At 47.4% G+C, this 22,506-nt stretch carries 19 protein-coding genes, 1 tRNA gene and 1 pseudogene; 14 read left to right on the top strand and 7 right to left on the bottom strand.

Annotated elements, in window-relative coordinates:
* The first annotated feature begins 1 nt into the window (after position 1).
* From tcmP to ACFSUS_RS24350, 7 genes are all read left to right on the top strand, one after another.
* The gene (gene tcmP, locus ACFSUS_RS24380; protein WP_381526781.1) at positions 2-886 is read left to right on the top strand and encodes a three-Cys-motif partner protein TcmP; all 885 of its coding nucleotides are present in this window, start codon (positions 2-4) and stop codon (positions 884-886) included.
* Between the two features lie 6 nt (positions 887-892).
* Positions 893-1,612 carry a DUF5131 family protein gene (locus tag ACFSUS_RS24375; RefSeq protein ID WP_381526779.1) on the top strand — a complete coding sequence of 240 codons (720 nt, stop codon included), beginning with the start codon at positions 893-895 and terminating at the stop codon, positions 1,610-1,612.
* A 24-nt stretch (positions 1,613-1,636) separates the two neighbouring features.
* Positions 1,637-2,944, top strand: coding sequence for a restriction endonuclease subunit S (locus tag ACFSUS_RS24370; RefSeq protein WP_381526777.1), 1,308 nt, complete (start codon positions 1,637-1,639; stop codon positions 2,942-2,944).
* A gap of 31 nt (positions 2,945-2,975) precedes the next feature.
* Entirely contained in the window at positions 2,976-5,510 is a 2,535-nt protein-coding gene (locus ACFSUS_RS24365; RefSeq protein ID WP_381526775.1) for an AAA family ATPase, read from the top strand.
* Positions 5,482-6,837 (top strand): McrC family protein, encoded by a 1,356-nt coding sequence (locus tag ACFSUS_RS24360; protein WP_381526772.1) that lies wholly within the window; start codon positions 5,482-5,484, stop codon positions 6,835-6,837. The genes ACFSUS_RS24365 and ACFSUS_RS24360 overlap by 29 nt, the downstream gene beginning before the upstream one ends.
* Positions 6,827-8,281 (top strand): class I SAM-dependent DNA methyltransferase, encoded by a 1,455-nt coding sequence (locus ACFSUS_RS24355; RefSeq protein ID WP_381526769.1) that lies wholly within the window; start codon positions 6,827-6,829, stop codon positions 8,279-8,281. The genes ACFSUS_RS24360 and ACFSUS_RS24355 overlap by 11 nt, the downstream gene beginning before the upstream one ends.
* Before the next feature lie 127 nt (positions 8,282-8,408).
* Positions 8,409-8,837 (top strand): hypothetical protein, encoded by a 429-nt coding sequence (locus ACFSUS_RS24350; protein WP_381526768.1) that lies wholly within the window; start codon positions 8,409-8,411, stop codon positions 8,835-8,837.
* Between the two features lie 256 nt (positions 8,838-9,093).
* Here ACFSUS_RS24350 and ACFSUS_RS24345 read toward each other — a convergent pair.
* Both ACFSUS_RS24345 and ACFSUS_RS24340 read right to left on the bottom strand, forming a co-directional pair.
* A tRNA-Thr gene (locus ACFSUS_RS24345) sits at positions 9,094-9,177 on the bottom strand.
* A 124-nt stretch (positions 9,178-9,301) separates the two neighbouring features.
* Entirely contained in the window at positions 9,302-11,683 is a 2,382-nt protein-coding gene (locus ACFSUS_RS24340; protein WP_381526767.1) for a DUF349 domain-containing protein, read from the bottom strand.
* A 95-nt stretch (positions 11,684-11,778) separates the two neighbouring features.
* Between ACFSUS_RS24340 and pdxH the strand changes: the two genes are divergently transcribed.
* The 7 genes from pdxH (at position 11,779) to ACFSUS_RS24305 (ending at position 19,007) form a co-directional block, all read left to right on the top strand.
* A complete protein-coding gene (gene pdxH / locus ACFSUS_RS24335; protein WP_381526765.1) occupies positions 11,779-12,420 on the top strand; it encodes a pyridoxamine 5'-phosphate oxidase in 642 nt (213 codons plus the stop codon).
* 73 nt (positions 12,421-12,493) lie between these two features.
* The gene (locus ACFSUS_RS24330) at positions 12,494-14,062 is read left to right on the top strand and encodes an MFS transporter (RefSeq protein WP_381526763.1); all 1,569 of its coding nucleotides are present in this window, start codon (positions 12,494-12,496) and stop codon (positions 14,060-14,062) included.
* A 78-nt stretch (positions 14,063-14,140) separates the two neighbouring features.
* On the top strand, positions 14,141-14,389 hold the full coding sequence (locus ACFSUS_RS24325; protein WP_381526762.1) for a DUF6814 family protein: 249 nt from the start codon (positions 14,141-14,143) through the stop codon (positions 14,387-14,389).
* A 90-nt stretch (positions 14,390-14,479) separates the two neighbouring features.
* Positions 14,480-16,393, top strand: coding sequence for an acetate--CoA ligase (gene acs / locus ACFSUS_RS24320; protein WP_381526760.1), 1,914 nt, complete (start codon positions 14,480-14,482; stop codon positions 16,391-16,393).
* Positions 16,394-16,541: 148 nt separating this feature from the next.
* Positions 16,542-17,270, top strand: coding sequence for a 3-keto-disaccharide hydrolase (locus ACFSUS_RS24315; protein ID WP_381526758.1), 729 nt, complete (start codon positions 16,542-16,544; stop codon positions 17,268-17,270).
* A gap of 96 nt (positions 17,271-17,366) precedes the next feature.
* Positions 17,367-17,948 (top strand): hypothetical protein, encoded by a 582-nt coding sequence (locus tag ACFSUS_RS24310; protein WP_381526756.1) that lies wholly within the window; start codon positions 17,367-17,369, stop codon positions 17,946-17,948.
* A gap of 30 nt (positions 17,949-17,978) precedes the next feature.
* Positions 17,979-19,007: an endonuclease/exonuclease/phosphatase family protein gene (locus tag ACFSUS_RS24305; protein ID WP_381526754.1), complete on the top strand. Its 1,029-nt coding sequence runs from the start codon at positions 17,979-17,981 to the stop codon at positions 19,005-19,007.
* A gap of 90 nt (positions 19,008-19,097) precedes the next feature.
* Here ACFSUS_RS24305 and ACFSUS_RS24300 read toward each other — a convergent pair whose 3' ends face one another.
* The 5 genes and pseudogenes from ACFSUS_RS24300 to ACFSUS_RS29185 form a co-directional block, all read right to left on the bottom strand.
* A complete protein-coding gene (locus ACFSUS_RS24300) occupies positions 19,098-19,586 on the bottom strand; it encodes a YciE/YciF ferroxidase family protein (protein WP_381526752.1) in 489 nt (162 codons plus the stop codon).
* 168 nt (positions 19,587-19,754) lie between these two features.
* The gene (locus tag ACFSUS_RS24295; protein ID WP_381526750.1) at positions 19,755-20,120 is read right to left on the bottom strand and encodes a DUF4267 domain-containing protein; all 366 of its coding nucleotides are present in this window, start codon (positions 20,118-20,120) and stop codon (positions 19,755-19,757) included.
* Positions 20,121-20,168: 48 nt separating this feature from the next.
* Positions 20,169-21,383, bottom strand: a complete 1,215-nt coding sequence (locus ACFSUS_RS24290) for a DUF1624 domain-containing protein (RefSeq protein ID WP_381526748.1) — start codon at positions 21,381-21,383, stop codon at positions 20,169-20,171.
* Entirely contained in the window at positions 21,370-22,275 is a 906-nt protein-coding gene (locus ACFSUS_RS24285; RefSeq protein WP_381526745.1) for a 3-keto-disaccharide hydrolase, read from the bottom strand. Before ACFSUS_RS24285 ends, ACFSUS_RS24290 begins: the two co-directional genes overlap by 14 nt.
* Positions 22,276-22,393: 118 nt before the next feature.
* Positions 22,394-22,506: pseudogene (locus tag ACFSUS_RS29185) on the bottom strand (IS110 family transposase); the annotation flags it as partial.

The raw sequence follows: 22,506 nt of genomic DNA, 5'->3' as shown, positions 1-22,506 counted from the left end.
GATGAGCAATCACTTTGGGGGAAGCTGGACCTTCCAGAAGGTACGGATCATTGAGGAGTATGCTAAGGCTTACCTTCAGATTATGAAGGAGCACCCCTATTGGAGTCTCATGTATTTTGATGGTTTTGCTGGAACCGGCGAGTTTCAGATAAAGGGTAAAATGGCTCCTGGCGTTTTTGAGGACAATAGTATTGGACTCTTTGATGGAGCAGCCAAAATAATTGCCTCCATTAATCAACCTAAACCATTTGACATCTGCTACTTTGTTGAATTGGAAAGAGAGAAGGCTTTGCTTCTCAGAGCAAGTATGAAGAAGATTCGGGATGGGGGAATATTTGTAGTAGATAAGGACTGCAACGAAGAAATCTTAAGATTAGCCGACTTCTTGGCTGGTAAACGAGGAAATGGAGGTAAAAGCTTTAAGGTTTTGGCCTTCATTGACCCATTTGGGATGAATGTGAATTGGTCATCTATTGAGGCTCTACGCGGGCTAAGTGTTGACATGTGGATACTGGCTCCAACAGGTATAGGAGCCAACCGTCTACTTCCGCGAACTGGTAATATACCTGATACTTGGGCTGCAAAGCTGGAGAGTTTTTTTGGGGTCCCAAAGGATCTGATCTATAAAAATATTTATCAGGAAACCACTGAGACTGATTTATTTGGTAATTCAACCACGGTTTTACAGAAGAACAAAAAGGCTCTGAAGGAAATAAGTAAGCTATATTCGGAGCGGCTATCTACCGTTTTCAAGTTTGTGTCTAACCCATATGAGATGCGGAATAGCAGTAACTCAACTATGTATCATCTTTATCTGGCTTCCAATAATACTACGGCTGTTAAGATAGCCAACGACATAGTTTTGAAGTATAACCTGAAACACTAGGAAACTATGGCTCAATCCAGTATCGAATGGACTGAAATGACCTGGAATCCCACAACTGGCTGTACTAAGATCACGGCTGGCTGTAAGTTCTGCTATGCTGAGGTGATGTCCCGTCGGCTGAAGGCAATGGGTGTACCTAAGTATCAGAAAGGCTTTCGGATAGCTGTTCATGAGGATCAGCTAAGTATCCCTTATACCTGGAAGAAGTCAAAGGTCGTCTTTGTCAACTCCATGAGTGACCTCTTCCATAAGGATGTCCCCCTGGAGTTTATAAAGAAGGTATTTGCCGTTATGAATGATAACCCCCAACACGTTTTCCAGGTGTTGACCAAACGGGCTGATGTACTGCTCAAATACCATACTCAGCTTAAATGGACCCATAACATTTGGATGGGTGTCTCTGTAGAGGACGACCGGGTAACGGACCGGATTGACCTATTACGGCAAACCGGAGCACGAGTTAAATTTCTGTCCTGTGAGCCATTAATTGGCCCTCTACCAGCCCTTAACTTGGCCGGAATTGATTGGGTGATTGTCGGCGGGGAAAGTGGCCATAAACCCCGGCCAATGGACACGGATTGGGTTCTTGACATACAAGATCAATGTGAGAAGGCCGGAGTATCTTTCTTCTTCAAACAGTGGGGTGGTACCAACAAAAAGAAAACCGGTCGGATTCTCAACGGCCGGACTTATGACGAGATGCCGGAGTTAGTAGCTTTCTTGTAAGTACGGATAATTATAAACAAAATAATGTCAGAAATAAAGTTGCCGGAAGGATGGGTTTGGAAGACCTTAACAGATTTAGTCGGTAAAAGAGGAGTTTTCTGTGATGGTGACTGGGTTGAGTCCAAAGACCAAGACGAAAAAGGTGAGATTAGGTTAATTCAGTTGGCAGATATTGGCGATGGATCATTTCGGAATAAATCCAACCGTTTTTTAACTCACCAAAAAGCTGTTGAGTTAAGGTGTACATTCTTAAACAACGGAGATGTTTTAATTGCTCGGATGCCAGATCCGTTAGGTAGAGCTTGTATTTTCCCTTTACAAGAGAAAAGCCGTTATGTCACAGTTGTAGATGTTTGTATTGTCCGGCCAGCACCGGACTTGGTGGATAATAAATTACTGACATACTGGATAAATGCCCCCCAGATCCGTTCTGAGATAGATTCTCTACAAAGCGGATCAACTCGGAAGAGAATATCAAGGAAAAACCTTTCAATTATTCGATTCCCTATCCCTCCAATTCCTATCCAACACCAAATCGTAGCCCGGATTGAGGAGTTATTTTCCGAGTTGGATGCCGGAGTAAAGGAGCTACAAACGGCCCTCTCCCGGCTAAAGACGTACCGGCGTTCCCTTCTGCAGGCGGCATTCTCGGGCACTTTAAACGGAACAAGCCAACATTGGACAAAAACTAAGCTTGGTGAAGTGGTGGATTGTCTTGATCATAAGCGGAAGCCAGTTAGTTCAAAAATAAGGCAAACCCAACACGGGGATGTACCCTACTACGGTGCCAATGGGCAAACCGGATGGATTAACGAATATCTATTTAATGAAGATTTGGTTTTAGTTGTAGAGGATGAAACGTTCACTGGTAGAGAAAAACCATTCAGTTACAAGATAAGCGGTAAATCTTGGGTTAACAATCACGCTCACATACTGAAACCGAAATCTAAAAGTGTCCTTAATATTGATTTCCTTAACTATTCTCTTTGGTACTACCCATTTTTACCTTTGACTACAGGTACCACTGGCAGAAAAAAATTAACTAAAGCAGCACTACTAAATGCTCCTTACATAATTCCCGACCTCAGTACCCAAACTCAGATCGTTTCGGAAATCGAAGCCCGGTTGTCTGAGGCTGATGCTATGGAAGTCACCATCCGGCAGGAGTTAGTCCGGGCTGAAAATCTTCGGCAAAGTATTCTGAAACGGGCCTTTGAGGGTAAGCTGGTCGCATCCTCCGTAGAACAATCTAAAGCAGAAAACCTTGTCGAGGTTGCCGAACCATCTGGCCCGACTTACAATGGTCCAGCGGAACAGCTGAGTTTATTCTGAACAGTACTTTATAGTTTCTAAGACACCCACCATGTTTGAAAATATTACTCGAGACCACATCATAAAGGCTTTGGAGAAAAAGGGACCTATGTATTTACCAGCAGGTGAGTACTTCGTCTATGAGAGAAAGAAATACTACCAGCCTTATAATGTTGTAAAGCTAGCTTACCAGTATGCCAATCCTGATGCTCAGGTACCAGATATAGATTCTAATCAAGCTCTAAAGCTATTAAAGAGGCTTGGCTTTTATACAAGAAAGGCAACTACTCAGGCAACAGAATTAGAGCAGCAGACCGACACATCTAGTTTTACTTGGGTTCCTTTCTACCAAGAAATGTGCCCCAAGTTGCTCCAGTACACACCATCCGAATTAATCGGCTTTATCAAACAAGTATTGAGTGTACAGAATCAGGTAGGTTTGAAAGACAAGGATGCTGAGGGGAATGTGTTTGATCTGGCCGACATGGACCCGTACACTTTCTTGTCTTTTTTGAATAAAACTGGGGACGCCAAAAGATTGGCTTCATTGGGTTTACTTAAGGACATAATGAACCTGACAGCCCCGGCCCCAACGGACGTTCGCGGCCTTCCTTCATCTCAGGCTCAAAGTGTCTGGATGTTCGGCTATTCCTTTATCCGGAAGCCGGAAGACATTAGCCAGCTTCGAACACTATATAAGCAAGTTGAGGACGGTGGGCTGAGTGATAGCCAGTTCCAGCGGGTTCTTCAGATTTACAAGGTGGGTCCAGCTAAATTAACTGAGTCCATGTTCTGTCAAAAACCGACGTCATACTTGCCAATCAACAGTCAAACCAAGCCTTGGCTAAAGAAGCGAGGGTTACCTTTTCGGTATGAAACTTTAGTTGATTACTGGAAATTGTTAAAAGCTGTTCGGGAACATGACTCCCGGCATTTTTATGAAATATCATGGGAAGCTTATCTTGAGAATAACACACTAAAGGAGCTTCAAAAGGATCAGAGCAAATACTACTGTGTTGGGGTTACATTTCGCCCAGAACATGGCGGGGACCAATTACCTCGATTTATTGAGGAAGGCATTTGGCAAAATGGATACAAAGATACCCAAGACCGATACAAGGAAATTGTAAAAAAAATACCGGTCGGGTCTAAACTGGCGGCCAAATCTACTTTTACTCAAGGCCCGAACCGTAGTATATCGGTTCTAAAAATAAGGGCTATTGGAGAAGTGGTTGCTAATCCAGGAGATGGCCTATTCCTAGATGTGATATGGGACGAAGACTTTGAGCCTTTCTCTATCAATGGTAAGGGGTCATACCAAGCCACTGTGAAGGAAGTTACTAGTTTAGAAGATATTCAATTGATTTTTTTTCATCAACCCGACCAGCCCACTGAAACAATGCCGGAGCCGTCAAGCCATCCAAAAAACATAATCCTGTATGGACCACCAGGTACAGGAAAGACATATGAGACAATTGATTTGGCTGTAGAAATAGTAGATGGCCCAAATAATAATAACCACCCAACAAACAAGCAACGGTTCGATCAGCTACGGAAAGAAAGCCAAATTGAGTTTATTACTTTTCATCAAAACTACACGTACGAAGATTTTATCACGGGCTTAAAACCGGCTACAGATGGCGGGGAGTTAAAATTTGAGCAACGGTACGGTGTGTTTTATCGGATGGCTAAGCTTGCTCGGGACAATTACAATGCTACCAGAGTTTCCAAAGGGAATAGTACATTAAAACCGTTTTATGAAGTAATCGAGGATGTTTTAGGTCCACTTATATTTTCGGATACTCCTGTTCCCGTATCAATGCCATCTGGCAAAAGCTATTTGTTGACGGAAGTGACCAATAACAGCATAAAATTTAGCAAGTCTAATGGTAATCAAGATCATTCGTTAAGTACAGCCACTTTAGAAGGCTTGTATGAGGGCACTATTGCCTTCCCAACAGGAGGCATGAGAACTTACTATAAACCACTTGTTGAATTACTCAGAACTAAGGGAAAGGTTGAGGGGCCAACAACCACTCCTCTAAAAAACTACGTTCTTGTCATTGATGAAATTAACCGGGCCAACATGTCACGGGTGTTTGGAGAGTTAATTACTCTGCTGGAAGATGATAAACGGCTGGGCGGAGACAACGAGCTTACCGTTACCTTACCATCCGGAGAACTGTTTTCCGTACCACCCAACATGTACCTGATCGGTACTATGAATACTGCCGACAAGTCTTTGGCTCTTTTGGATATTGCCCTCCGTAGACGTTTTGAGTTTATTGTTAAAAACCCAAACTATACTGTTTTAAACGACCCGGCAAAAAGTTTGTTGGAGCAACTTAACCGGTCAATCATTAAGCACAAAAAATCGGCTGACTTCCAGATTGGTCATGCCTACTTTATTAATAAGTCTGCTGAACAGATCAATTCTGTTTTGGATAACCGAGTCATTCCCCTGCTGTTGGAATATTTCAACGGCCGAACCGATATGGTTGAAAAGGTATTGGCGGAGGCTCAGATCCCCTTTCACAAAGATGATTTAACCCTACAGTTTGAAGCCCGTTATGGAGCAGCCGTTTAACCTGGTTGAAAACCAAACCCGGACGGCTGACTTTGTGGCCCGAATATCTCTTTCTGACCTTGACCAGTATCTGGATGAGGTATGGCAAAGCCGTGTTCAGTTCGATTACTCATTTTATAGAGACGTATCAACCAAACAGCCTTTTCTAACATTTGGACAGGACCTAAAAACGGGAAAGTCAACCGTCAAGGCTGGTAAGTACGTTGGGTTTATTCAATATGAAGGAGTAACCATACAAATTTTACCTAAACTGTTTCAACCAGAACAAGCTCAGTTAGCCTTTAAACATTTGATCTGGTGGTTATCCTACTGCCAAAGGGTCAGGTTTCCATTCAGCAATTTGCTTGGGGATGTTGAGTTGGTAGAAGAATTTCCAGAAGCCCTAATTAGCTACTTTGCTCAAACTACATCCCGGTTAGTGGGATCACTGCCGTACAGTCAGTATGAGGAGAGGACCGAAACACTGCCCTTTCTTCGCGGCCGATTAAATGTCCAGCAGTACTTGAACACCAGTATCAGCCAGGGCAATTGGCACCATTTGATTTGTGATTATGAACCGTTTCTGTACAATAACCGGCTGAATCAGATAATCAAGTATGTAGCCCGAAAGCTCAATTCTCTGTGTCGGACCACGGAAACCCACCGATTTTTAGAGAAGCTTATTTTTACGCTGGATGAGGTTGACGACCTACCCGCCACAGTTCAAGATTGTGATAGCCTGCACTTAAACCGGTTCTACCAGGAGTACGAAGATTGTCTGGCCATGTGCCGGTTTTTCTTATCCGATAGCTACCTGACTCAGCCGGACATTGACCAGCAACAGTTCTGCTTTCTGGTCCCAATGGACTATGTGTATGAAGGCTTTATTACGGGAGTATGTCAAAGCCATTTGGGTAGCCAGTTCCAAAAGATCACGCCACAGGCAACTGAATGGCTAACTGAAGAAGAAATATTTAAAATTCGGAATGATATATTATTGACTTATCCGGACAGGAGTAAGATAATTGTGGACACTAAATACAAAATACGAAACTATTTACCTTCTGATAAAAAGACCGGAGTTATTCAGGATGACTTGTATCAGATGGTTAGTTACGCACTAAGGCAAAACACTCAAGAGGTTTTATTGCTGTATCCAATTGCCCACGATCAACAACCAGCTTTGGAGCAGCAGTTTACTGTAACATCTGAACTAATGGCTAACAAGCCGATCCATATCCGAGCCGTTGATCTTACCATAACCGGGAAGACCAAACAGGCTATATTAAACCAATTACTACCCCAGTTAACAACAGCACTTAAATTACCTGCCGATCATGAGTACTAACGCACTGATTCAAAAAGTTTGGAATTTCTGTAATACCCTCCGTGACGATGGGATGGGCTACGGAGACTACCTGGAACAGTTAACCTACCTACTATTCCTGAAGATGGCCGACGAGTACAGCAAACCGCCTTACTTCCGGGATACCCATATACCAAAGGAATTCAACTGGGATAGCTTAACCAATAAGAACGGGGCAGAACTAGAGGTCCACTACGTCCACATCCTAACTGAGCTAGGTAAACAGCCAGGGATGATTGGGCAGATATTCTTCAAAGCCCAGAACAAAATTCAGGACCCGGCCAAACTACTCAAACTGGTAAGGTTGATCAATGAGGAGACTTGGATTGGGTTAGATACGGATGTTAAAGGAGACATCTATGAGGGGCTTTTGGAGAAGAATGCTGAGGATACTAAATCCGGAGCGGGGCAGTACTTCACCCCCCGTCCACTGATCCGGGCTATGGTGGAATGTGTCCGGCCAGAGACACTAAAAACCATTGCCGATCCCAGTTGTGGGACGGGCGGGTTCTTCCTGGCAGCTTATGACTTCCTGGCCAAGCAGGAGTTAGACCGAAATCAGTTAAAGTTTCTCAAGTATGATACCTTCCGGGGTTGGGAGATTGTCCCCAATACCGCCCGTTTGTGTCTAATGAACCTGTTCCTGCATAACATTGGAGATCTGAACAGTGAGCCACCCATTGAACGGAATGACAGCCTGATTAGCTTACCTTCCCAACGGTTTGACTATATACTAGCGAATCCACCCTTTGGGAAGAAGAGCAGTATCACGGTCACAAACGAAGATGGAGACCAGGAGCGGGAAGCCTTAACCTATCAACGGCAGGACTTTTGGGCTACCACATCCAACAAACAGCTTAACTTTCTCCAACACATCCGGTCGTTGATGAAGATTGACGGTAAAGCCGCAGTTGTTTTACCGGATAATGTCCTGTTTGAAGGAGGGGCCGGGGAAACTGTCCGTAAGCGGCTCCTTCAGAGTACAGACCTACATACCATCCTGCGGCTGCCCACTGGTATTTTCTATGCACAGGGGGTAAAGGCCAACGTCCTGTTCTTTGATAACAAGCCAGCCAGCAAAGACCCCTGGACCAAAGAAGTTTGGGTATATGACTACCGGACTAATATCAAGCACACTCTAAAAACTAATCCCCTACGGCTGGATCACCTCCAGGACTTCATCAACTGCTACCGGCCTGAGAAACGACACAACCGGATAGAATCTGACCGGTTCCGCAAGTTCAGTTACGAGGAGATAATCAGCCGGGACAAAACCAGCTTAGACATCTTCTGGCTCAAAGATGACTCCTTAGGAGATTTAGACAACCTCCCCGACCCGGACCAACTAGCACTAGATATAGTAGAGAACTTGGAATCAGCCTTAGACAGTTTCCGTCAAATTGCCAGCCGGTTACAGACAGTATAGACCAGGAGGTTTGTAGGTTGTAATTACTATAGAAACAGCTTCTGCAAACAAAATATAAGGCCCGGTTAGCAGTATCTAGTCGGGCTTTTTAATACGCCTAATGTGCAACTTTTAACCACCGTTTATTATGAAGAAGAGTTTTCTCCTACCAATAGTTGTTTCCTGCGTTATAGCCATCTTGGATTCCAGCTGCTCTAAATCAGCAGATGTTGACCCCAGGGAGCAGTACCTGGGCCGCTACCAGGTTACCTATACCCAGACAACCGAGTACTCCCGGTTACCCAAGGAAGTAATTACGGGGACTACCTCGTTAACCGTAAGTAAAGGGACAAACAATAACAGTCTGACCTTTAAGCTACCCACGGAATCCGCTGAGGTTACCTTGTCGGGTAGTTCTTTTACCTTTGACCCGGTGGTAAAAACAGTGATAGCTGGTACACAAACAACAACCGCTTCAGGAAGCTTTATCCAGAACGGGCTAGAGTTTACCCAGAAAACAACTGTTAGCTCTAACGAGTATACTCAGCAGTTGATAGCCAAAGGGATAAAACCTTAAGGAAGCTTTCTAATTAAGATTTTAGTAATACTGAAGAGTAAGTGATTTAACAGCTGCCGGATATATATTCCAGCTAGGAATAACCAAATGAAAAGGTCCAGACAACTTTTCATCATTGGCTTCAAATAATAGATTTTGATTACCTTTCAGCCAGCTTATCTAAAAACACCTCTACTATCTAAAAATGTTTTACCCCGGTGTTACCTTCCTAAGAAAATAACTACCGGGGTAAATTAAGTTGGGAGCTAACTCCCTGAGCCAGTGGAGGGATTCGAACCCCCGACGCGCTTGCGCATCCTGATTACAAATCAGGCGGAATCGACCGCTATCCGACACTGGCAGAAATTAACGTTTCGTTTCCGAATTGTGGTGCAAAAGTAGCGAATTGAGATATTCGGCGCAAGACGAATGCATAAAAAATCCGCCGATCACCTAAAAAAGTTGATCGGCGGATACGTTTCAATCTATGCCTGAGCAACGCGCAACTGATGCCGTAAGTCATCTAGCTGCTTTTCAGCATCAGCAATCTTTTTGTCAATGTCAGCCCGAAGCTTATCTGCGTTTTTCGAGCGGGCAAAGAACTCGATGTTGTTGCGGTACGTAGCGATATCGTTCTCAATGGTCGTGATTCGACGACGAATATCGCTTTCCCGTTTGTTACCGCCACCGCTGCCACCATCACGGTCACCGCGGTTGTAGTCACGATCACGTCCACCACTACCACTCCGGGTAACTTCGGCTTCGTTCTGCAACATAACACGCTCCTTATCTTTCGCGGGTATCTTCCCTGTCGAGCCTACCAATGCGTTTACAGCATTGATATAACGCTTTTGGGTAGACTGCATGTCTTTCTTAGGGACGAACCCGATGCTGTTCCACTCCTTCTTGAAGTCATTCAACTGGGAGAGATCAGCGTTTTCGGTAGCAGCCGCTTCGATGCGCTCGATAAGGGCGATCTTCTTAGCCAGGTTGCTTTCAAACTCGCGTTCGGTTTCCTGGTTCTTCGAGCGTTTCTTGTTGAAGAACGCGTCACAGGCCGCCTTGAACCGGTCGAAGATCGAGTTCTTCTGTTTCTCCGGAACCTGACCGATATTTTTCCACTGGCGCTGCAGTTCGATAACCGTCTGCGTAATCTCGGGCGATTCTTCGCCCGATGCCAGGATGGCCTCAACCTGCTCGCAAAGTTCCGTTTTAGCCCGAAGGTTTTCTTCCCGCTTCGTTTCCAGCTGTTTGAAGAACTCTCCTTTATTATGGAAGAACGTCTTCAGGGCGGCCCAGAACTTCTTGCTCAACTCTTTGCCTTCTTCACGAGGCATTGGCCCTTTGATGGCGTTCCAGCGATCCTGCAGGGCCATTACCGCCTTTGTTTTGTCGTTCCAGTCGTTGATACTGTTTGATGTGAACGAGGTAAGCGGTATTAACTCTTCATAAATCGCCGACTTTTCTTCATACAGCTGAGCCGACTCTTTACGCTGCTCATTGGTTTGCCCCCGTCGTTTATCATACAGTACGTCGAGAGCAGCTTTCATACGGCCCCACAACACTTCCTGCTCCGCCTTAGGGGCCGGTCCAATGTGCTTATATTCTTCAAACAAGGCGTTGGCTTCGTCGATCGTCTGGCGCGTTACCGGCGCTTCTTCCGATGCCTTAGCCATAGCTTCGACCTTCTCGATTACCTCCGTTTTCAGGCTGGCATTACGTTTCCGATCAAGCTCCTTTAGTTCAAAGTAGATATTGCGGTTACTGTAATAACGATCAACCAGTGCATGATAAGTCGCCCACAGCGTAGCGTTATGTGGGGAATTCATGTTTCCGGCCGCTTTCCAATCGTCCTGAATCTTTTTGAACTCGTTCCAGCTTGCTTTTGGGTCACCGGCGTTGTTTTCGTCGTTCTCAACCAGTTCACGCAAACGAGTTAAAAGTTCGGTTTTAGCCGCAAAGTTGCCGTCTTTCGCTTTGTCAAGATTCTGAAAGTACGTATTCTTCTGGCTCTTGATCTGCTTATACAGCTCATCGAAACGCTGAACCTGCTCGTCGTACTTATACTCAAAACCTTCTTCGGAGCCTGTGTCGGCAATGTAAGCCTGCAGAGCGGCTTCCCGTTCGGCCCGCTTCATCTGGTCGAAGAGCGGCTTCACTTCTTTTAATATCTGGTCAGCTTTTTTGAAATCACCAGGCGTAACAGAGGCTCCGCTGGTTGCCGTTAGTTGACTCTCAAGTAAATTGACAAAATCCGGCTTCGAGAACTGGCTATAATCGACGGCCTGCTGAGCGGGAGCATCTTCTTCGCTCTCTTCCACTTCAGGAACGTCGGCGTATTGAGCCTGAATATCGTGGCTAGCGACGGGGTCTGCTGTTACCTCATCAGAAGCTTGGGGGTCGACAACGGGAGCAGCCGTTTCGGCAACGGTCTCTAAGGCAGCTTGGTGACCATCTTGCGAAGTGACCTCCTCTGTTGCTGAATCACTCGTCGGCACCACGGCCGCATCATCAGTCGACGGTACGTCTGTCAGATTATTGGATGCAGTTGTATTTGTGTCTTCGGACACACCAGCTTCTGGCTGCGCTTCTTCGGTCGACCCATCTGGCTGAGCAACGTTTACTGGAGCAGCATCCACTGGGGCAACCTCTGTTGGGGTAGCATCCGCTGGGGCCTCGTCCGTGGATGCAGCAACAGTAGGAACGTCCGCCGATTGGGGCGTAGCATCCGTACCTTTCGCTGCACCCTCCGTTGGCGTTGCCGCAACAGGGGTTTGGGTGTCTTCGGGCGTATTGACTGCCAGCGCGTCGGCGGCCTGGGTTGGGGTCTCCGGCTGCTGGTTAATTTCTTGTTCTTCGTTTGCCATGTTGGGAACGTACCGATTACTTTTGCAAAATTACGACAAAATGCGGATTTTCTTGTAGTACAGTTCTTGAAAAGCCGTTAAACAAGCCCAGCAGAATGCCGTCGACGATCAGCGATTTACGTAAGGAATACACCCTAAACGGTTTGGACACGGCCGATGTTTCACCTGACCCGATTGCTCAGTTTCGCCATTGGTTTGAGGCTGCCCTTGACGCTGGTGTACCCGAGCCTAACGCTATGCATGTCAGCACAGTAACGGCCAATGGGCGACCAGATGGACGAATTGTCCTGTTAAAAGACGCATCGGATGCAGGGTTTGTCTTTTACACAAATTATCAAAGTAGTAAAGGTCAGCAACTGATTAATCATCCGTTTGCCAGCCTTACTTTTTTTTACCCCGAGCTCGAACGCCAGATCAGGATTGAAGGTCACGTTGAAAAAGTGAGTGAGGCCGAGTCGGACGTTTACTTCAATAGCCGTCCCCGCGGAAGCCAGATAGGCGCCTGGGTATCGAACCAAAGTTCGGTGATTGCGAGTCGAGACGTACTGGAAAATCGCCAGCGTGAACTGGAATCACAATTTGCCGACAAGCCAGTGCCACGGCCGCCCCATTGGGGTGGATTCCGGGTTATGCCTGACGCCATAGAGTTTTGGCAAGGCCGGCCAAGTCGTTTGCACGACCGAATTCGGTACCGAAAACAAGACGGGAACTGGATCATCGAGCGGCTGTCGCCTTAAGCGTTTAAACACAGAGTAAACGCTTAGGTATAAAACCCAATCCGGCCGCTTTTACGCCTGAAACCCTCTCCTTATGCTCGCTAATAAAGCAAGAGCCAAACAGGCTGTTGACAAACGTACGCTCTTCAGTGTCATTTCGGCTTCTTCGGTCGGTACGCTCATTGAGTGGTATGATTTTTACATCTTCGGTAGCCTTGCTGCTATTTTATCGTCGCAGTTTTTCCCGAAAGATAATCCTACTGCCGCGCTTTTATCAACGCTGGCGACGTTTGCCGCTGGGTTCATTGTTCGTCCGTTTGGCGCGCTTGTGTTTGGTCGGCTAGGCGATCTGGTTGGGCGAAAATACACCTTCCTCGTAACGTTGGTGCTGATGGGCGGCTCAACCTTTGCGATTGGCCTCATTCCTGGCTACGCAACCATTGGCTTTTGGGCACCACTTTTAGTACTTGTGCTGCGTTTGGTGCAGGGGTTGGCCCTGGGTGGCGAATATGGTGGAGCCGCTACGTATGTTGCAGAGTATGCTCCGGAGGGCCGACGGGGCTTTTACACTAGTTTTATTCAGACGACGGCAACCTTAGGGCTGTTTGTTTCGCTGGGCGTTATTCTGCTGACTCGTCAGGCGCTAGGTGTTGATACGTTTGCCGAGTGGGGTTGGCGGGTTCCGTTTCTGCTTTCAATTCTGCTGGTTGCCGTTTCCATTGTCATTCGTATGCGCATGGCAGAGTCTCCCCTGTTTTCTAAATTAAAGACAGAAGGGAAGATCTCTAAGAATCCGCTGGCTGAGAGTTTTGGCAAGAAACAGAATCTAAAAATGGTCTTGTTGGCGTTGTTTGGCGCTACAGCCGGTCAGGGCGTTATCTGGTACACAGGGCAATTTTATGCGCTCTCCTTTATTCAGAAAGCCTGCAATATCGAGTTTGTCCAATCGAACATAATCGTAGCGGTCGCTCTACTGGCGGCTACGCCATTTTTCGTGATCTTCGGGGGACTTTCGGACCGAATCGGCCGCAAGTCAATTATGCTGGCAGGCATGCTGCTCGGTGTGCTGACGTATCGTCCCATTTACGACAAAATGTATAGTCTGGCAGATGTAAGCCAGAAACAGGAATTTGGCGATGCCCGAACTATTGACAGTAAACTTGTCAAACAGCCCAATGGTGATCTGCTGACAACCACGACCACTACGCATTTTTATATAGATGGTACGCTGCTAAAAGAGACTCAGAAGAGCACTAAAGCCATTGGCAGCGCTAAACAGTTACCTTCAGAGGTATCGAAGGCCGTTCTACTGACAACGAACGACCTGATTATTATGATGCTGCTCATCTTTGTGCAGGTCTTATACGTAACAATGGTCTACGGGCCTATTGCCGCTTTCCTGGTCGAATTGTTTCCGACTCGTATCCGCTACACATCTATGTCGCTGCCTTACCATATTGGCAATGGCGTATTCGGTGGTCTGACGCCATTTATTGCAACGGCCCTTGTTGCAACAGCTACCAAGGCCAATGAAACAGCGCCGGGTTCGGTGGCCAAACCGTATCTGGAAGGGCTGTGGTACCCTATTCTGGTGGCTGGAGTTTGCTTTGTTATTGGGTTATTGTATCTGAATAACCGGGCGTACAGCCGGGCCGACGATTGATTTGTCTGGGCCAATCTCCAGATTGGCCGTGTTTAGAATATAACGGGCCAATCTGGAGATTGGCCCGGACATTAACTCATGGAATTACTAAAAAAATACCTCGGTGTAGTCTGGATATTATTAGGCGTTTACGTTGGTTACGATCGGATCACGGACAGCGTAACCAAAATTAGTAGCGATAAGCTCGAAGACCAGGTGTTTGGCTGGGTCGTTCTGTGCGTACTGGTACCAATTATCGTTGGCGGACTCGTTTTGTTCGGCAAATACGCACTGGACGGAGAATATAATTTAAAGAGTGAACGACTAAAAGAGCGAAAGAGCGAATAATTTTACAGCGCGTATGTGAGAATGGCTCCACTTCTGGATCACTCTTTCACCGCTACGGCGGACCGTTCATTCACTCTTTCGCTTTTACTTATGCGTATCCGAACCTTTGACGAGTACCAAACCGCTTACCAGAAAAGCGTTGACGATCCTGAAAGCTTTTGGGCAGAGATTGCTCAGGAATTTCAATGGCGTAAGCCCTGGACCAAAACACTACAGTGGAATTTCGACGAACCGAATGTAAAGTGGTTTATCGGTGGTAAACTTAATATCACCGAAAATTGCCTCGACCGCCATCTGGCTACCCGGGGTGACCAACCCGCCATTATCTGGGAACCCAACGACCCGGCAGAAGCCAGTGTAACGCTGACGTACCGAATGCTTCATGACCAGGTCTGTCGCATGGCCAATGTTTTGAAACGTAACGGCGTGGTGAAAGGCGACCGGGTTTGTGTCTATATGCCGATGGTGCCTGAACTGGCCATCGCTGTGCTGGCCTGTGCCCGGATTGGGGCAGTGCATTCGGTCGTATTTGGTGGGTTTTCAGCGCAGTCGATTGCCGACCGTATCAATGATGCGCAATGCAAAGTGGTTATTACGGCCGACGGCGCTTACCGGGGAAACAAAGAGATTCCCTTGAAGGGCGTTGTCGATGATGCGCTTATTGGTTGCCCTAGTGTGCAAAAGGTGATCGTTATGACCCGTACGCGCACACCAGTAGCCATGCTAAAAGGTCGCGATGTGTGGATGGAGCAGGAATTGAAGCAGGTAACGGCAGAGTGTCCTGCTGAGGAAATGGACGCCGAAGACATGCTGTTTATCCTTTATACCTCCGGCTCGACGGGCAAGCCCAAGGGGGTCGTCCATACCTGTGGGGGGTATATGGTCTACGCAGCCTACACGTTCCAGAATGTATTCCAGTATGAAACGACCGAGGGCGCGTCCGCTCAGGTCCATTTCTGCACGGCCGACATTGGCTGGATCACAGGTCATAGCTACATTGTCTACGGTCCGCTGGCCTGCGGAGCGACTTCGCTGATTTTTGAAGGTGTGCCGACATATCCCGATGCCGGACGCTTCTGGGACATCACAGATAAACACAAAGTCAATATTCTGTACACGGCCCCAACGGCCATTCGTTCACTGATGAGCTTTGGGCTGGAGAAGGTCGAAACCCATGATCTGAGTAGTTTGCAAGTGCTGGGTTCGGTAGGTGAGCCAATTAACGAAGAAGCCTGGCACTGGTACGACGATCATATTGGCAAGAACCGCTGCCCGATTGTCGATACGTGGTGGCAGACCGAAACGGGTGGCATTCTGATCTCGCCATTGGCAGGTATAACCGAAACCAAACCAACCTTTGCAACACTCCCGCTACCGGGCATACAACCCATTCTGGTCGATGAAAACGGAAAAGAGATTGAAGGCAACGGCGTTAGCGGTAATCTTTGCATGAAGTTCCCCTGGCCGGGCATATTGCGCACGACTTACGGTGACCACGAACGCTGCCGTCAGACTTACTTTGCTACCTATCCAGGCCTGTACTTTACGGGCGATGGTTGTCTGCGCGACGAAGACGGCTATTATCGCATTACTGGCCGTGTCGATGACGTTCTGAACGTATCGGGGCACCGCATTGGTACAGCCGAAGTCGAGAACGCCATTAACATGCATACGGGCGTCATTGAAAGCGCAGTTGTGGGGTACCCGCATGACATTAAAGGGCAAGGTATCTATGCGTACGTCATCGCCGAAGAACAGCAACCGACTGATCACGATGCCGAACTGACCAAGCGCGACATTCTGGCAACGGTCAGTCGGGTAATCGGGCCAATTGCCAAGCCTGACAAGATCCAGTTTGTGACGGGTTTACCCAAAACCCGCTCGGGTAAGATTATGCGCCGAATCCTGCGCAAGATAGCCGAAGGCGATACGTCAAACCTGGGCGATACAACCACGCTCCTCGACCCAGCTGTGGTTGATGAAATTAAGGCTGGGGCGATTTGATCTAAACCTATGAGGTTTTAGAAACCTTACAGGTTTCAAAACGCCGGGCGTATGAACCCGGCGTTTTTGTTGATGGCTAAGTGGTTTGGTAAGCAGTAACGAATCGCTCCGTTCTGTCTTTATGAGTACGTAACCCACTTTGAAAATCATGTTCAAACGTATCTTTTTAGCCCTGGTGACAATTAGTTATAGCTATCTAACCCTACAGGCACAGGCTATTAACACCTTATCAGCTCAAGAGAAGAAAGAAGGCTGGACACTTTTGTTCAATGGCCGCGACGTATCAGGCTGGCATACATATGGTGGAAAAAGTGTGGGCGCAGCCTGGCGTATCGACCAGGGCGCATTGCAGTTATATGTTCCCCAACGAGCAGGTAACAAAGCCGTAAACGGTGGCGATTTAGTGACCAATGCGGCCTTTACCGGCGATTTTGAATTTAAAGCGGAATGGAAAGTTGAGCGGTTTACGAACAGCGGTATATTCTTCTTCGTGCAGGAAGCGCCCCAGTATAAAAACATCTATGATACAGGCCTGGAACTTCAGGTATTGGATGATGCCATTTATGAAGGAGCCAACGAAAATACACACCGGGCCGGCGATTTTTTCAGCGTAGCCAATGCCCGGGTTCGCGAATTAAACCCAGTTGGCTCGTGGAATCAGGTGCATTTTGTGCTAAAAAAGCATAGGCTAACCGTCTCACTGAACGGGTTTACAATTCAGGAGCACGACCTAAACAGTGCTGATTGGAAAAAGCGAATTGCAGCTAGTAAATTAAGTAAGGCCCCCATTGGTAAAGGTGAATTTACCGGCCGAATTGGATTGCAGGATTGGGGAAGCTCCGTTTGGTTCCGGAACATCAAGATTCGTAAATTATAGTGTAATATCGGTCGCCCCAGCCGGTATTAAGGGCTTCACCGCCGGACAGCTTCGTCCGGCGTTTTTTGTATCTTTGGTTAAGATAGCTTTTACCTTATGGAACCGACCACAGACTTGTTCACCGATCGATATGGCATACCCAAGTATGCCGGGCAACGCATGGCTAAAGCCGATTTTCTACATTGGGAATCGGATGACAACTATGTGTATGAATACAACAACGGTACTCTTGAACCCACCACCTCTATGAGACAAGATGAAGATTACCTGTTAACTAATTTAGAGAATCATTTTTTTCAAACTGATGCATTTAAAGAAGGTAGTCGTTTGCGGGCGGAGATGGACATTTGGCTTACGGAAAAACAGATGCGTCGACACGATGTATCGTATTTCACGGCTGATCAGCTTAAAGGAATGGCTGCTGGCGAAAACGAGATAGCGAAATTCACCATCGAATTTTCGTCAGAAAGCGACGATATGGCAAAGAGTATAAAAAACTACACGCGTATTTTAAGGCAGGCGTTCAGGTGGTGTGGTGGGTTTTATCCCCTTTTTAAAGAAGTGTACGTATACACCTCACCGAAAACAGTTACGATCTGTACCGACACCGACATTCTTAACGCAGCCCCTGCCCTACCCGAATTACAATTAACAGTTGACGAATTGTTTCGGCGATGAGTAAATTTGCCTGCGCAACACGCAACGCAAATGACGGTCCCCCCTCCCCCGCAAAAGTTACGTTCTCGCTGGCGTACGATTGAACCGATTATCAGACGTACTGGCCACTGGCTAAACTGGCTATCTATTGGGCTTTTCGTTTGCTGGCTTTTAGGTCGCGTATTTGGCCGGTTTTACTTCTTCGAATTATTCAGCCACTTTCAAGTGCAGTACGTCTGGCTGGCATACGTTCTGCTGCTCCTGCAAGGCTTTTGCCTACGAATTGATTCTATAAGGTCTCAATCAGGGCTGGTGTTAATTCCTATTTCGCTGCTAGCCGTTGTCATTTATTTTGAAGATCGTAATTGGGTACCCAGGTATACTAGTGAGCCACCAAAAACGCCCGGTGACATACGGGTTCTTCACGCAAACGTACTTTACACACGCGACGAGTACGATACGACGATAGCACTCATTCGCCAACAGCACCCTAATTTGTACGTATTGCAGGAAATGACGCCCCAGAGCATTCGACTAGTGACGTCCGAATTACACAATGAGTTTCCACATTGGTTTGCGTGCTGGTCGAAAGGCCCTTGCTGGGTGCTGGTTGGTAGCCGGACGCCATTTAAAGTTGATCAGGGATTGGCTAGAAAATGGCGGGTTGTTTCGCTGAAGACGCGCGTTAAAGACCAAGACGTTGCCCTGGTTACGGTTCATCCGCGTACGCCCATTTTGCCCTCCTGGTTCCGTGAGCGCAATGCTCAACTAGCCCACGTAGCAAACGCGACTCGCCAAAGCCCGCTTCCAACTGTGTTGATTGGTGATTTTAATATCAGCGTTTTCTCGCCGATCTATAAAGACATTTTTGAGACTAACGATAACGAACAAAAAGCTTCATTAAAGTCGGCGCGGAGCGTACTAACTCAGCCAACATGGCCGCGTTTCATTCCGCCTATGATGATCCCAATTGACCATGCGTTTGTCAACTCAGGTTTTTACACCCAGTCATTCCAAACGCTCGAACACCCGGGCTCTGATCATAAGGCAGTCGTCGTTGATCTGGGATTCACTCGCTAAATATCCAGTAAACACAGAGGCACCACGTTCACGAAGCCAGTTAAATGCGCCGTGAACGTAGTGCCTCTGTATTGTCAATCACTTAGGCGGCTACTCTTGAACCGCTTTTTTGTTAACCCGTTGCTCGGCTAGCTTCGTTAACTTTTCGTCGGTGTTCTTTTCTTCTTCGAGTGTTTTCTCCAGTAGCTTGGCTACTTTATCCTCACCGGCCTCTTCAGCCAGCGAACGGGCTGTGCCATAAGCAGCAATCTCGTAGTGCTCCATTTTTTGAGCAGCCCCAATGATCACAGCATCCCGCAACGACTCGTTTTTAACCTCTTTCAGCAGGGTTTCTGTTTCGTCGATTAAGCCCTTCAAACCAACAGCGGGTTTACCTTTGGGGGTAATACCTAACAGTTCGCAAGCTTCTTCAATCCGTTGGGCTTGCTTTTCGGTCTCTTCGGCATGTCGTTCAAAAGCCTGTTTCAGCTTAGGTTCGCTTACTTCCTTGGCTAATTTGGTTAATGCCTTGACGCCTTCCGTTTCGGCGGCATACAACTCCTGGAGGCAGTGCTCCATTACCTCATCCATCGTCTCCATGTAACGTCTGTAATTGATTTTACTTTTTCTGGTACACCGTACCTATCGACATGAAAACTACCAATACAGTAGAGTATCCTGATAAAATCAGTTATATGATTCAATGGTCTAAGCAGAGCCAAAGACGCGGAAACATAGGCTAACCTCTCCTGAAAGAATATACTCTGCTTACTTCTTCAGATAAAGAAATACCACAAGTAACATAACTACACCGCCCAGGTGCGGCAGTGCTCTTAACAAACCAGCCTTCTCGTAGAAGAGCACAATGGTGGCGTCTCCCAGCGGCAGCACCATGCCAAGTCCTATGGCAATACTTAATGAACGCTGCTGCTTTAACAAGGTAAGCGTCAAAATCAGCAACCCATAGAACAGATCCCGGACGCCGACGGCGTAGTGCATACTGTACTTGCCTTGCTCGGGTACCGCGACGCCGTAGAGCTGCTCGATTAATTCAGGCGCCACAAAGTAGGCTAGGGCGAGGGCAAGCATGAGAAGTCCTACTCCGTAACTAACAACCAACTGTCTACGGTTCAATAGCTTATGTGTTGTCATAATGATCGGATTGGCAGACGTAAGCTCAATTTACACGTAGCGCAGCAGCGTTATTTCAGGATGAGCGGACTTATAACGGCCGTACCACTTACAAAGGGGATAGAGGATAATCACCAGCGCCAGCCATACCAGATACACCACCCCAAGCGACACACCGGCCCCGGCGGGCCGACCAAAGTTCAGCGCCCCCGTCGGCAGATCGGCCAATGAATACCCTTGAAGAAGACTCATAGCAATCATACTCAGGTGCACCAGATACCAATGTAGGATGTAGTAAAACATCGGTACTTTGCCGTATACAGTTAACACGCGGGTAAGGGCGTTATAGGCACCATCGGTAATTGACAAAATAAGTAGCGCAATCCCAACCATCAACAAGGTATAGAGCAGCGAGGGGGGGTATTTGCTCACGTTGATGAACGACATAAAGGTAAACACCGAATTTTTTTGTACCGCCCAAGGCACCTGATCGCCGTACAGATTGACGAGTCGAAGTATTAGAAACAAGGCCAGCGAAGCCAGGCCCAGCCCGAACAGCAGACGCTTACGCTGCTCCATCGGCCGCTCCATCAATTGCCCACCGACAAAACCAACCAGCATGATACCCAACCAGGGAATCAGTGGGTAAGCGGCCAGAACCGTAAACGTCGGGCTGAAGGTAAAAAGGTCTATCCGAAAAAACAGCGTCCAGATGAAGCGGGCGGTCTGATTACCAAACGGTGGAACGAGCAGCAACAGATCGTGACCGAAGATGATAATTAGCCCTATGATACCGAGTGTTCTGGCAGGTAACTTCGACAAAAACGACAAGACAATGAACCCGCCCCCAATCGTGAAAATGACCTGCAACATGATCGTCCGGAAGTGGATGTCGAACCAGAAGGCGAAGTTAACGATGGTCAGTTCCAGCAGAAGGAGCACGACGCCCCGCTTTAGCAGAAAAAATCGGTTTGCCCGGACAGTTTGCCCTGTAGCACCACGTCGGCGCAGCGATAGGTAAGCCGATGTACCGGACAAAAACACAAACGTCGGTGCACACAGATGCGTGATCCACCGGGTCAGGAAAATAGTGGGCGTTGTTGTAGCCAGATTGGCTGGGTCCTGCGTTAGGGCGGAAATATGCAGCAGGTCGCGAACGTGGTCTAACGCCATGATAACCATAACCAACCCTCTGACCACATCAATGGAACCTATCCGGCCCGCGGCTACTTTTAGCTGCTGGGTGACCGGCTCACTTCTTTCCATATCGACATTGTGTATTGTCCGATTTTACGTAATACGATTTATAGTTCAATGCTTTCGGGTCGGTACAGCCTTTGAGGTTAAGCACCTCTACGCTTTTGAAATCAATCGGATGGCTTTCGGCCTGAAGGGCAATGTATCCTTCACCCAGTGGCGTGTTAGCCCGACTCATCCAATACTCCCCGTTATCGATATGCGCAGACTTCCAGTCGTAGTCTTTACTCACAAAGCCGCCCCCTACTTCCGGACGCTGGTAGGTGAGCACCGTATCGCCTTCGATCAGGTGATGGATAACCGAATCGCCATAGACGATTGCTTCGGCGGTTACCCACTGATCGCCGTCGTATGTCTTCGAGTCAGAGTCAATACAATGCGCCTGGTCGAGCTTACCGTTAATGTACACCTGCGTACCGGGTGTGCATAGATTCCCGGTATGTCTGGGGCCTTTGCCCAAGCCGCCTAACAGCTGAATCTCCAGCGATACCGGAAAATCCTGGCCCATCGACAAGCTCTTCGCCGACTGCGAATGAATCATGATCCCACTGTTCCGCACATTCCAGGCCGCTCCACCGGGCGTCTGGTTACCGACAAACCGATACGTAAACCGAAGAATGTAATACGAATAAGGCTTGTTGTAATAAAGATGCCCGTATTTGCCGTCGAAGTTAGTATACTGGTCGTAGGCGATACGTAGCACGCCGTTCTCCACGCGGAACGTATTTTTATAGTTATCGTTGAGTGGCTGACCGGCAATCTTGATATCCCAACCGCTCAGGTCTTTGCCATTAAAAAGCGGAACCCATTCTTTTTTGTCTGCCTGCTTTTGGGCAAGAGCGGCAGGCATAGTCATCAGCAAACAGAGAGCACTAGCCAGTACAGAAAAACGAATTTTCATGAGTTATTTATCAGGGCTTACCGATTTTAACCAAACCTACAAGGCCTCATAGACCTCATAGGTTTGGCAGCTATTTCATTACCTCTACTGTATTCAGTTCTGGACCGATTTCTATGGTTCAAACAAGGATTGGCGTATAATTTTTATCATATTTTTCGTTCCGGCGCACAACGGCATAAACGCGATGAATTAGCTTATTTCGTACAGCGTTTAGAACTAACATACGATTTT

It is taken from the genome of Spirosoma soli (assembly GCF_042684525.1).
Taxonomy (GTDB): Bacteria; Bacteroidota; Bacteroidia; order Cytophagales; family Spirosomataceae; genus Spirosoma; species Spirosoma soli.
This window is presented reverse-complemented; position numbering and strand designations above follow the sequence as displayed.

What these genes read in the sequence shown, in the direction of transcription:
- tcmP (WP_381526781.1), top strand. Translation starts at nt 2, where the DNA reads ATGAGCAATCACTTTGGGGGAAGCTGGACCTTCCAGAAGGTACGGATC.
- ACFSUS_RS24375 (WP_381526779.1), top strand. Translation starts at nt 893, where the DNA reads ATGGCTCAATCCAGTATCGAATGGACTGAAATGACCTGGAATCCCACA.
- ACFSUS_RS24370 (WP_381526777.1), top strand. Translation starts at nt 1,637, where the DNA reads ATGTCAGAAATAAAGTTGCCGGAAGGATGGGTTTGGAAGACCTTAACA.
- ACFSUS_RS24365 (WP_381526775.1), top strand. Translation starts at nt 2,976, where the DNA reads ATGTTTGAAAATATTACTCGAGACCACATCATAAAGGCTTTGGAGAAA.
- ACFSUS_RS24355 (WP_381526769.1), top strand. Translation starts at nt 6,827, where the DNA reads ATGAGTACTAACGCACTGATTCAAAAAGTTTGGAATTTCTGTAATACC.
- ACFSUS_RS24350 (WP_381526768.1), top strand. Translation starts at nt 8,409, where the DNA reads ATGAAGAAGAGTTTTCTCCTACCAATAGTTGTTTCCTGCGTTATAGCC.
- ACFSUS_RS24340 (WP_381526767.1), bottom strand. Translation starts at nt 11,683, where the DNA reads ATGGCAAACGAAGAACAAGAAATTAACCAGCAGCCGGAGACCCCAACC.
- pdxH (WP_381526765.1), top strand. Translation starts at nt 11,779, where the DNA reads ATGCCGTCGACGATCAGCGATTTACGTAAGGAATACACCCTAAACGGT.
- ACFSUS_RS24330 (WP_381526763.1), top strand. Translation starts at nt 12,494, where the DNA reads ATGCTCGCTAATAAAGCAAGAGCCAAACAGGCTGTTGACAAACGTACG.
- ACFSUS_RS24325 (WP_381526762.1), top strand. Translation starts at nt 14,141, where the DNA reads ATGGAATTACTAAAAAAATACCTCGGTGTAGTCTGGATATTATTAGGC.
- acs (WP_381526760.1), top strand. Translation starts at nt 14,480, where the DNA reads ATGCGTATCCGAACCTTTGACGAGTACCAAACCGCTTACCAGAAAAGC.
- ACFSUS_RS24315 (WP_381526758.1), top strand. Translation starts at nt 16,542, where the DNA reads ATGTTCAAACGTATCTTTTTAGCCCTGGTGACAATTAGTTATAGCTAT.
- ACFSUS_RS24310 (WP_381526756.1), top strand. Translation starts at nt 17,367, where the DNA reads ATGGAACCGACCACAGACTTGTTCACCGATCGATATGGCATACCCAAG.
- ACFSUS_RS24305 (WP_381526754.1), top strand. Translation starts at nt 17,979, where the DNA reads ATGACGGTCCCCCCTCCCCCGCAAAAGTTACGTTCTCGCTGGCGTACG.
- ACFSUS_RS24300 (WP_381526752.1), bottom strand. Translation starts at nt 19,586, where the DNA reads ATGGAGACGATGGATGAGGTAATGGAGCACTGCCTCCAGGAGTTGTAT.
- ACFSUS_RS24290 (WP_381526748.1), bottom strand. Translation starts at nt 21,383, where the DNA reads ATGGAAAGAAGTGAGCCGGTCACCCAGCAGCTAAAAGTAGCCGCGGGC.
- ACFSUS_RS24285 (WP_381526745.1), bottom strand. Translation starts at nt 22,275, where the DNA reads ATGAAAATTCGTTTTTCTGTACTGGCTAGTGCTCTCTGTTTGCTGATG.